10 protein-coding genes and 2 pseudogenes are annotated in these 11,089 nt (G+C 48.0%); 9 read left to right on the forward strand and 3 right to left on the reverse strand.

From position 1 onward, the window contains the following. Positions 1-61: 61 nt before the first annotated feature. On the reverse strand, positions 62-1,795 hold the full coding sequence (locus DFP95_RS24835) for an ABC transporter substrate-binding protein (protein WP_181907597.1): 1,734 nt from the start codon (positions 1,793-1,795) through the stop codon (positions 62-64). 98 nt (positions 1,796-1,893) lie between these two features. Between DFP95_RS24835 and DFP95_RS24840 the strand changes: the two genes are divergently transcribed. The 3 genes from DFP95_RS24840 to DFP95_RS24850 all read left to right on the forward strand — a co-directional run bounded on the left by DFP95_RS24840 (position 1,894) and on the right by DFP95_RS24850 (position 6,257). Continuing rightward, on the forward strand, positions 1,894-3,171 hold the full coding sequence (locus tag DFP95_RS24840) for an MDR family MFS transporter (RefSeq protein WP_115995393.1): 1,278 nt from the start codon (positions 1,894-1,896) through the stop codon (positions 3,169-3,171). Positions 3,172-3,253: 82 nt separating this feature from the next. Then, a complete protein-coding gene (locus tag DFP95_RS24845) occupies positions 3,254-4,537 on the forward strand; it encodes a nucleotide disphospho-sugar-binding domain-containing protein (RefSeq protein ID WP_115995394.1) in 1,284 nt (427 codons plus the stop codon). Between the two features lie 490 nt (positions 4,538-5,027). Beyond that, positions 5,028-6,257, forward strand: coding sequence for an endo-1,4-beta-xylanase (locus DFP95_RS24850; RefSeq protein ID WP_220376463.1), 1,230 nt, complete (start codon positions 5,028-5,030; stop codon positions 6,255-6,257). 110 nt (positions 6,258-6,367) lie between these two features. Here DFP95_RS24850 and DFP95_RS24855 read toward each other — a convergent pair whose 3' ends face one another. Continuing rightward, positions 6,368-7,213 (reverse strand): aldo/keto reductase, encoded by an 846-nt coding sequence (locus DFP95_RS24855; protein ID WP_115995396.1) that lies wholly within the window; start codon positions 7,211-7,213, stop codon positions 6,368-6,370. Between the two features lie 118 nt (positions 7,214-7,331). On the opposite strand from DFP95_RS24855, the gene DFP95_RS24860 reads away from it, so the two are divergent. From DFP95_RS24860 to DFP95_RS24875, 4 genes are all read left to right on the forward strand, one after another. Continuing rightward, positions 7,332-7,772, forward strand: coding sequence for a MerR family transcriptional regulator (locus DFP95_RS24860; RefSeq protein WP_115995397.1), 441 nt, complete (start codon positions 7,332-7,334; stop codon positions 7,770-7,772). Between the two features lie 56 nt (positions 7,773-7,828). Further along, positions 7,829-7,915, forward strand: coding sequence for a hypothetical protein (locus tag DFP95_RS29540; protein ID WP_245987947.1), 87 nt, complete (start codon positions 7,829-7,831; stop codon positions 7,913-7,915). 228 nt (positions 7,916-8,143) lie between these two features. Next, positions 8,144-9,091 (forward strand): helix-turn-helix transcriptional regulator, encoded by a 948-nt coding sequence (locus DFP95_RS24870; RefSeq protein WP_115995398.1) that lies wholly within the window; start codon positions 8,144-8,146, stop codon positions 9,089-9,091. 90 nt (positions 9,092-9,181) lie between these two features. Beyond that, on the forward strand, positions 9,182-9,586 hold the full coding sequence (locus DFP95_RS24875; RefSeq protein ID WP_115995399.1) for a VOC family protein: 405 nt from the start codon (positions 9,182-9,184) through the stop codon (positions 9,584-9,586). 245 nt (positions 9,587-9,831) lie between these two features. On the opposite strand, the pseudogene DFP95_RS24880 reads toward DFP95_RS24875, so the two are convergent. After that, positions 9,832-9,912: pseudogene (locus tag DFP95_RS24880) on the reverse strand (short-chain dehydrogenase); the annotation flags it as partial. Between the two features lie 229 nt (positions 9,913-10,141). Between DFP95_RS24880 and DFP95_RS24885 the strand changes: the two are divergent. Continuing rightward, positions 10,142-10,807, forward strand: coding sequence for a TetR/AcrR family transcriptional regulator (locus DFP95_RS24885; protein ID WP_115995400.1), 666 nt, complete (start codon positions 10,142-10,144; stop codon positions 10,805-10,807). A 127-nt stretch (positions 10,808-10,934) separates the two neighbouring features. Continuing rightward, positions 10,935-11,089: pseudogene (locus tag DFP95_RS24890) on the forward strand (pentapeptide repeat-containing protein); the annotation flags it as partial.

The following is an 11,089-nucleotide window of genomic DNA, read 5'->3' on the forward strand; positions in this document are numbered from 1 at the left end:
TTCAACCAGGCCGATGGATTCGTAATACTCCCTCGTCACCGTTCCATGGGCGACCGTTCATTTACAGGTGCTCGATCCACGACTTCCTAAAATCATCGTATCCGTGATCAGCGGAACGGATATTCTGAATGATCGCCGGAATGGCTCGATTGAACACGGGATGGTACCGGAAAAGAATCAGATGTTCGTTCCGCACATAGCTTTCAATTCGATTGATCCATCGCTCGCGTTCGGTTTTATCCGGTTCGATCTTAAATCCTTCTAACATCCTGTCGATCGTCCGAATATGCTCCTCGCTCAGAAACCTGCGATAGATGAGAGAGTCATTATAGAAGCTGTCCAAGATGGATAAGTACGGATCGGCGGATGCGCTTTCCCCCATAAAGATGAAATCGGCAGCATGATCCATCGACCGGTCGTAGAAGTCCTTCATGTGAAAATAAACGCAATCGACCGATATTCCCTCGGCTGCGGCCATCTCGGCGAACCAACGGGCCTCCTCTCTTTCCTGCGGAACATTATTCGCATAGAGCGTCAGTCGCTCGCCCTCGTAACCTGATTGCGCAAGCAGCCGTTTCGCTTCGTCTCTACTCTTTATCGGCAGGCTCGATTTCCAGGGGACGAAACTCGAAGCCGCCACCAAAGATTCGCGTCCCAGATCGACCCGCATTTGATCCATATCCAGCAAATGATAAAGCGCTTCCCTAAACTTAAGTTCGCGAACGACTGGTGATTTCCGGAAATTGAATGCGAGATACCGAAATTTATTTAAGACGTCCTCCTTCAGGGAAGCAGGGTCATGCGGAGCATGATCTTTGTTTAGATAGATCATTGCCTCTGTAGCTTCTTCGGAAGCCAGATAAAGCTCCACTTCGTCAAGAAAAGGCCGTTCCAGGAAATACTGATCGAACGCCTCCAGAACAATCAGGGTATCCGATCGCTTTTTCAGCCGAAACGGGCCGGTGCCGATCCATTTGTGTTCCGCAAAAGGTTCGTCCTTAGGAAGAATGGATAAGTTGCAAGCGCAGAGATACCTCGGAAACAATAAATTCGGTCGGTTCAAGCGAAGGCGCACGACATACGGAGATAGACACTCCATTTCCTGAATGTCTTGAACGAGCCACCGCATTGGCGCTTTTTCACCTTGGAACCGCCGAAAGGTATAAACGACATCTTCGCTGGTTAAGGTGCGATGATGATGGAAGCGAACCCCTTTCCGCAGATAAAAGGTCCATGACGAATGGTTGTTTTCCGATATCCAGCGATAAGCCAAATGGGGACGGACTTCCTCTGTTATTGGATCATATACGACCAATGTATCTCCAAGCTGTTGAATACAATAACGTTCGAGTGTGATGGATGCCGCCAATGGATCAAGCGTCGACACTTTATTCATAACAATCGTACGCAAAATATCCTTCTCATGATCGGGAGAATGCAGTCCGAATAATTGCTGCACCTCTTTCGACACTTCGGCGATCCATGATTTCGGAACCGGAAGTTGTAAAAATCGAATAATGTCTTCCAGTTGATCGTTGTTGACGCATGCTAGCACAGCTTGCTCCACTTCATCCTGAAAGGTTCGCGCGAAGGTAAGACGCGAAAGATTCCCCCTTCCAATACCCGGATCGTAACGAAATCTTCCTTCTTGTTCATATTTTTTTAGTTTTCGTTTCACGTTTTTTCGGTCGCAAAACCAGATGCTTTCGAGCTCGAGAAGTTTGAATTCCACCATGTTCTCTACTTCTCGTTCGTACAAGAAAGCCCGCATTTCATAATAGGAAAAGTCTCTCATGACCATCCCTCCACATAAAAGGGGTCGAAAATTCGCGAATTATACCGTTTTTACCCCCTTTTGTCTTGCGTATAATCATGCAGAGGAGGGGCTTGCACATGTTCAAATCTTTGCATCCGAACATTCGATTGAGGCTTTGCGTCACGTTTCTAAGCCGATTAAGCGGCTCGATGATATTCCCGTTTATTGCGATTTATTTTTCCCGGGAGTTGGGAACGACTGTTGCGGGAGGTATAGTAATGACCCAAGTAACTGTCGAATTGCTTGCTAGTTTCGTTGGAGGATATTGGGCAGACCGGATTGGCAGAAAACCCCTGCTTGTCATCGGTGAGTGTCTTAATGCCTTTGCTTTTCTAGGGATGTTGTTGGCGAATTCCCTCTGGTGGTCTTCTGCTGGGGTCACTTTCGCCATGCTCTTGCTCATCGGCATCGCAACGGGACTGTTAAATCCAGCCGCAGATGCAATGCTGATTGACGTGAGTACGAAGGAAACACGGACCTACATGTATTCCATCAACTACTGGACACGCAACATCTCGCTCATGCTCGGACTCATGGTTGGCGGATGGTTTTTTCAGAACCATTTGTTCGGGCTGCTGTTCGTTCTTTTTAGTATGTCCCTAATCACGCTGACAATCACCCTGCTGTTTATCAGGGAAACGTATGATCGTCATCATCCCGTCACCGTACCCGCTTCTAACGGATTGCATGCCGTGCTGAGCAGCTATCGGACGGTTGTTCGCGATATTCCGTTTGTCTGGTTTACGCTGGGAGGGATTGCAATTTACGCACTTGAGTTTCAGCGCGTCAATTTCATTTCCATCCGATTGGAGCATGAAATCGCCGCGCGTACCGTCCGATTGTTCGATTTTCCTCCGTTTACATTGGATGGCGTAAAGTTAATGAGCCTGCTAACAGTCGAAAATACGCTGCTGATCGTTTTGCTCGTATCCTTCGCGGCCAAGCTCATTCGCAATCGTTCCGAACAGCCTGTCATGTACGTCGGATTCACTCTCTTCGGTCTCGGTTATGCCTATCTCGCCTTCTCCAATCAAATTGCGGGATTGTTCCTTGCCGTTATCGTACTGACGATCGGAGAACTGTTGTACGTTCCGACACGCCAAACTATGCTGGCGAGCATAGTGGACGAATCGAAACGCGGGTCCTATATGGCTTTCAACGGCCTCGTCGTACAAGTCGGGAAAATGTTCGGAGCCTTGGGCCTCTTCGTGGGAGGATTGGTCGGCGATATCGGAATGGGCTTGCTCTATTTGCTGTTTGCAATCATGGCGATCGGCTTATCAAGACTGGGCTACGTTAAATGGAATCGCCAAACAAAAGCAATGAAGATGCCTGCAGCAATTATAAAGTCATGATAGCCTAACAACCGGCGAGACAAACGTTACAGTGAAAAAGTACAGCAGTTGATTTCTTAGATGGCAGACAGGAGTGGAACAAATGATTAGATTTTTATTCGCGGCAATGCCAATTCAAGGGCATATCAGTCCGGGCCTCCCGATCGCGAAGCGCTTGGTTGAAGCCGGGCATGAGGTCATGTGGTACAGCACTTCTAAATATAAAGTAAAAATCGAAGCGACGGGCGCGCGTTTTGCCAAAGTGCGGACGGCTAAAGATTTAGACGATAGTCGGTATGAAGATTGGTTTCCCGAAAGAAGCCGGTTTCAGGGAGTAAACCAAATGAAATTCGATTTAAAGCATATTTTCTTCGGAGAAATGCCCGCCTATGCCGCGGATATCTCCAAGCTATTAAAGGAGTTTCCCGCGGATGTAGTGGTCATAGATGCCGCATTCACCGGGATGCTGCCGTTGAAGCTGACGGGCAACGCTCCTAAGATAGCGGCTTATGGGGTTTTCCCTTTGACTTTAAGCAGCCGCGATACGGCGCCTTTCGGTCTTGGGTTTCAGCCTAACGCAAGCGCAGTCGGTCGACTTCGGAACAAATTGTTAAACGTATTGGTTGAAAAGGTCATGTTCGCGGATGTACAAAAGCATGCGAACAAATTACTGTCCGATATGAACGCGCCGAAACTGCCTTACTCCGCGCTGTCCGCTCCGGCGCTGACAACCGATCTGGTTCTGCAGGGGACGAGTCCTTCCTTCGAATATCCTCGGAGCGATATGCCGGGCATCGTTCGGTTCGTCGGTCCGTACTTGCCCGCTAAGCCAACCGAATTCGTTCCTCCCCCATGGTGGGACGAGATGAAGGGGCGCAAGGTGGTACACGTCACGCAGGGGACGATCGCAAATCAGGATTTCGGTCAATTGCTTATTCCTACCGTACAAGCCCTAGCCGGAGAAGACGTCCTGGTTGTGGCTACGACGGGAGGAAGGCCTATATCGGACGTGGATATTCCATTGCCGGATAACGTTCGACTGGAGAGCTTCGTTCCTCATCATGAATTGTTGCCGCATGTGGACGCGATTGTGACGAACGGAGGTTACGGCGGCGTACAGCAGGCGATCTATTATGGAGTTCCGATCGTCACCGCCGGTAAAACCGAGGATAAGCCCGAGGTGTCCGCGCGCGTCGAATGGTCGGGCGTAGGGATCAATTTAAAGACCGACCGTCCGACGAAAGAGAAAATCTTGCATGCAATAAAACAAGTGCTTAACGAACCCCAATACAAGAGGAACGTAACGCGCTTGTCCAAGGAGTTCCAATCGATGGACGCGATCGAAAATACGGTGAAGGAATTAGTGAAGCTTGTAGCTTCCAAGTAAGCGACAAAGGCGCGCGTAGATTTGACCGGAAGGGCGACTATTGCCGGGAGCTCCTTCCGACGGGCCTCCTGCCTCGATCGTCGAATCGAGCTCCGCGGGATCTTATGGCGACGCGCAACCTAGATCGAAACGAAGACTGTCTCCCCGTCGTCCTGAACGACGAAGAGACAGTCTCTTTTACTTGTAATATCGGGACAGCTAAGTACAAACCGTGCGCTACGGCGAGAAAAGATTGAACAGCAGGAGACGGGATGGGGATGTTCCTGGCAAGCCGTCGAGGCGATTTCGCGCAGGTCGATCCTATGTATGCTATCCCAACTGATCGGCCGTCCTCCGATGAGTATAAGGGAAGTGATGAAGGATTCAATTAAATAATCAAGTGACAACCTATAGTTTATGGGGTTTTCCGAACGGAGAAAGTTTAGTATGGTTGAATCAGTCATCTGAAAACGCTTTCTATTGTTGAGGGGGAATGCGGGGAGGAATGAACATGCAGACCAATGAATGGGCGCACCGTATGGCGAGCCAGACCATCAAGCTTACGGATGGGGGCGGCAATCCCGTTGCGGGCAAAGAAGTCGCGTTCCGGCAGACAAACCATAAGTTCAAATTCGGCTGCGGCATCTTCGACGCTATTCAAGTAGCGAATCGGAACGTGCCGGCGGATAGACTTGCCTTCCTGGAGCGAAAGCTGGACTTGTTCCTGGAGGTATTCAACGCCGCGACCCTGCCCTTCTACTGGGGGATGTTCGAGCCGGAGAAGGGGAAGCCTAGAACCCTGGAATTACAGGTTGCCGCAAAGTGGCTTAAGGAAAGACATATCTTGGTGAAAGGCCATCCATTGTGCTGGCACACCGTGACGGCTCCGTGGCTTCTGGAGCTAAGCAACGAGGAGATTCTGAACGCGCAATTCGCGAGAATCCAGCGCGACGTCTCGGATTTCAACGGGCTGATCGATACGTGGGACGTGATCAACGAAGTGGTGATCATGCCGATCTTCGATAAATACGACAATGGGATTACGAGAATCTCTAAGGATTTGGGCCGCGTAGGAATCATTAAGGCCATGTTCGAGAAAACGCGCGAGTTCAACCCCGGCGCAACGTTATTGTTGAACGATTTTAATACGTCGATCAACTATGAGATCTTAATCGATGGATGTCTGAACGCGGGAATCTCCATCGACGCGATCGGCATTCAATCGCACCAGCATCAGGGATACTGGGGGCGCGAGAAATTGGAAGAAGTATTGGAGCGCTTCTCGGGCTTCGGCCTTCCGATCCACTTTACGGAGAATACGTTGACTTCCGGGCACGTCATGCCGCCTGAGATTGAAGATTTGAACGACTATCAGATTCCTGATTGGCCGTCCACGCCGGAATTCGAAGAACGCCAAGCGAGTGAGATTGAAGAGATGTATACGATTCTGTTCAAGCATCCTCTAGTAGAGGCCGTCACGACTTGGAACTTCAGCGACGAGGGCGCATGGCTTGGGGCCCCTGCCGGATTGGTGAGAAAGGATAACAGCCCGAAGCCTGCTTATGAATCATTAAAGAGATTGATCAAAGGCGACTGGTCTACCCATGTGACGGGCAAGACCGACGAGAACGGATTCGTCTCGTTCGACGGCTTCCTCGGCGAGTACGACCTTGTGTGCGGAGACCAACGAGCAAGCTTCACATTAGACAAAGATACCGCAACGGTCCATTTGGTCATCTAGACAAGGAATGGACGAATAAAGGAGCGGCAAACAGAGAAACTCCTTAGTCCGAACGGGGCTAAGGAGTTTCTGGTTCTCCCGGTTAAATCAAGTTTTTCATCGGGCGCCCTTTATTTGCCGAGATTAATGATATACTCTACGGCTTGTGGGTCATAGTGGGAGAAAAATAAACTTTCGCACGTATCGAGTGCGGCTATTTTCTCTATCTCCTCCGCTGTCAGAGTAAAGTCAAATACATTATAGTTTTCTTCCATTCTATTTTTATTTACTGTTTTGGGAATAACCACTACTTCTCTCTGAATCAAGAAGCGCAAAGCAACCTGGGCTGTAGATTTGTTATATTTATCGCCGATTTCTTGTAAGGTTGAATTAGTGAATAAATTGTTTTTTCCTTCCGCAAAAGGACCCCAGGATTCAATCTGCGTATTGTATTTTTTCATAAGTTCATGTGCTGCTACTTGCTGATTAAAGACATGAGTTTCCACCTGATTCACAGCCGGCACCACTTCGCTGAACTCCACCAGATCGACATATCTGTCCGGATAGAAGTTGCTAATCCCGATCGCGCTGATTTTACCCTCTTTATAGAGTTCCTCCATCGCACGGTACGTTCCATAGTAATCATTAAATGGTTGATGGATCAGGACCAAGTCTAGATAATCAAGCTGGAGTTTGTCCATGGATTTCTGAATGGATGTTTTTGCTTTGTCATAACCTGCATTGGAGATCCAAACTTTAGTGGTGATGAAGAACTCTTCTCTTGGCACTCCGCTTTTTTTGATCGCACGGCCTACTGCTTCTTCATTTTGGTAGACCTGTGCGGTATCAATGGAACGGTATCCCACGTTAATAGCATCAAGCACGCATCTTTCACATTCCTCGGGATCCTGAATCTGGTACACCCCAAAGCCTAAGATAGGCATTTTTACCCCATTGTTTAAGGTTACGAATTCCATTTCAATTCCTCCATTTTTTTTGATTCTAGGTCTTTCGACTGCTACAATTAACATATTACATCCTTCGTGTTACACGAAGGCAAGAGGGATCTATTTATTTTTTATGAGGAGGAATTTCATGTACACGGTAAAAGAAGTGGCAAAAATGCTTGACTTAAGCGAGCATGCGGTTCGTTATTATACGGATAAGGGATTAATACCAAGCATACTGCGAGATCAAAATAACAACCGCCTATTCAATGAGGAATCCGTCAATTGGCTTATCGGTGTAAAGATATTAAAACAATGTGGGATGTCTATCGAAGATATTAAAACCTATGCAGAACTTAGCATAAAAGGAGATTCTACAATTCAGGAACGTTACGAGATCATTTTAAGACAAAGAGAACTCGCCCTCCTTCAATTGCAAGAAGCGAAAAGTACAGTTGATTATTTGGAAGCCAAAACTAATTATTACCTTAACATTATAAAGGGTGTAATTGCTGATAGCTCCAACCCCGCTAAATGGCCTCTTAAGTATGAACTAAATGAAGTCTGGGACACTATTGGTGCCAAATGACATTGCTCACCAGAGCCAGCAATTAACTGCGGGTTTGGAACGGACCGATAAGGGCTTTGGATCCGCACCCGGCGTTCATCATCGGACGATATTGGGATTTGTTGCTATGGAATCATGCAGCCGGGCGCAACGGATCACCATAAACGGAGCTATGATCCTCGTATCGAAGAGATGGAGTTCGAACATGTGACCTTGCAGCCGCCGACCAATCCGGACCTGAAGATCTGATTTATACAGCTTCAGCGGATACGGCTGCACGTTTGCGAAGTCTAATTGATAGCAGATTGTAAAAGAAGTAAGAAGCGCGGTAACCGTACCACAAATAACGGCAAGTTTCTGTCGTACAGTATTACGTTTCAAAGGGGCAGTCAATGAACAAAACAGATCGTTTGTTGGCCATCGTGCTAGAGCTGCAAGGCAGGCGGGTGGTACGTGCCGAGGATTTGGCGGCACGATTTGAAACCAGTGTGAGGACTATCTATCGCGACATCCAGGCGCTAAGCGAAGCAGGTGTGCCGATTACAGGCACTACAGGCAGGGGCTATTCCTTAATGGAGGGATATTTTCTGCCTCCGATTAGTTTTACCATAGAGGAAGCCGTGTCCTTGCTTATAGGAGTAGACTTTATCGAGCAACGGTTCGATGATGATTATCGTGATAGAGCTAATGCCGCCAGGAGGAAAATCGAGGCCATTCTATCAGACAGTGTTCGCAGTGAAACCTCCCGTATACGCAAGTCGCTGCGATTGCTCGCTCCTCGTAAACAGGCAGCTCCGTCAAACGAAAAGGAAAATCTCGATAAGATCCGCCGAGCTCTATTAAATGGGCGTAAGATTAGATTTTATTATTCGAAAGGAATTTCGGATTCTTCGGGGAGCCGCCATAACGAACGTACCGCTGCTCCTTATGGCCTCGTACTCGTTGAGGGGGCTTGGATGCTTGTGGCTCGGTGTGACCTGAGACAAGACATCCGCCATTTCCGGTTGTCCCGAATGACCGAGCTTATCGAATTGGACGAACGATTCGAACTTCCGGGTCATTTTGACCTAAGGCAGTATATCCCCTTAGACGATCGTCACTTGCGAGTCTGCCTTCGATTTAACCATGACATCGCGGATAAGGTAAAGGAATCGAACTTTCATTACATAGAGGATATGAAAGAGCATCAAGATGGACTGGATGTGGTATTGCGCGTTCGTCAGCTGGATGAATTGCTGCAATGGGTGCTTGGTTGGGGAGCGGGCGTAATCGTGATGGAACCCGAATCGTTCCGAAATCGGATTCGTGAGGAAGCCCAAAATATTTTAAAACGCTACTGACATAACGTTGTCAGCAGCGTTTTTTTATTATTGAACGTGTAAACGTAAAGGAAACAGATCGAGAAAAGTATGTAGGAAGGATGATATCTTGTGAATTTCGCTTCTGTTCGCATCATTACGGACGACGTCGATCGTCTCGTCGGGTTCTATGAGAAGGTTTTGGGGGTTTCGGCGGAGCGACCCGCGCCCGTATTTGCCGAACTCGTAATGCCGTCATGTACCCTTGCAATCGGCCACTCCCAGACTGCGCAGTTATTCGGTGCCAGTTCCGTAGTAGGGGCCAATAATCGTACTGTCATTATTGAGTTTCGTGTCGACGATGTCGAGGCCGAATATGTGCGCTTGAAGCCGCTTGTCGATAATTGGGTAAAGGAACCGACCATGATGCCGTGGGGGAACCGTTCTATGCTGTTCCGCGATCCCGACGGCAACCTTCTTAACCTCTTCCAGCCGGTGACCGAGGATGCGATTGAGCGGTTTAGAGGTAGATATTGACGGGGAGATAAGGTAGCCCCGGCTTTAGAGGCACTGTATAAGAAATCCTAATATTTGAAAGAGAAGCTGTCTATATGGCAGCTTCTCTTTGTGCCACATCATTGTAACACCAATGATACAGTACATAATAAAGAGAAATGCACATCACAGGGAAGCGCCTGACAATTTGGAAACTGTTCATTCACCGGGAAATGGGATGCCGCTTCATCTGTGAGGGGCAGCTAGATTGACGATCAACTGGCGTTTTTCATAAATCGTTCTGCAAAGGCCAATCCTATTCCTGTAGCGCCGCCTGTAATCAAAACGGTATTTCCGGATAGCTTCACAATCGATCCTCTCCAATATGATTGATATAGCGTTCAATTTTTCATCGATTCCTCCTTCTACGACCCATTCCTTTCGAAAGAAAACTTGCCGTTACAGACTGCGCGGAGAACCGATTCATAAGTAACAGCGAATTTATGGCGTAAAATCTTATGGGGGGTTGACATCAAAAAGTCAATCGGATATATTTGTTACATACCAACCGAATGTATGAAAAAGAGGGGGGAGCGAATGGCAAGAAATAAGTATCCGGAAGAAACAATCAACCAAATCTTAACCGTAGCTCTAAACCTCTTCATCCAAAAAGGATACGAGCAGACCTCCATTCAGGATATTATTAATGAACTGGGAGGGCTGACTAAAGGGGCGATCTACCATCACTTCAAGTCGAAGGAAGAAATCTTGCGGGCCGTCACCGACCATATGTTCGAAGGTGTTGACGAGCTGCTGTCCTCCGTCAGGGACGACAATGGACTGAACGGTCTGGAGAAGCTCCGCAAGATTTCCCGCGTCTCTCTCGACAATCCCGCCCAGAACGAAATCGCATCGGTGGCACCGAACCTTTTACGCAATCCGAAGCTGTTGGCCGCACAGATAGAGAACATCTTCGAAATAGCCGTGCCCGTGTATATACAGCCCATCATCGAACAGGGTATGCGAGACGGCTCGATCCGAACCGACTATCCAAGGGAGCTTAGCGAAGCGTTGATGATTCTCACCAATGTGTGGCTAAACCCGGCGGTTATCCAAGCTTCGCCCGAAATGATGTTGCGCAAGGTAAAGTTTTTCGATGAAATATTGAAAGGCCTGGGGCTTGACCTGTTCGATGAGCAAGTTTTTCAACGATACGAGGACCTATTTCGTTTATCAGCTAGAGAAGTCAGCATAGAAAACTAAACTGCCGAAAGGCAGCTTATTTTTAAGCCTATTCATACCATCGGTTGGTATGAATAGATGATCCGGGTTCAAAGCGCTTGATAAAAAATTACTATTAGGAGATGTGAATGTTATGAATCAAACAATGACCTCCCGCTCGCTGGAACGGCAAGTAGTGACAAACTTTAACGCAAGCAACTTGGCGAAAAGCGACTTTGCGGGCGTTACCGCACACAAAGGGGAGTTCAAGGGTAGCGCTCTTCAAGGTTCTGACTTCTCGGGCGCGGATCTGACCGGCAGTTC

It is taken from the genome of Cohnella lupini (assembly GCF_003386205.1).
Taxonomy (GTDB): Bacteria; Bacillota; Bacilli; order Paenibacillales; family Paenibacillaceae; genus Cohnella; species Cohnella lupini.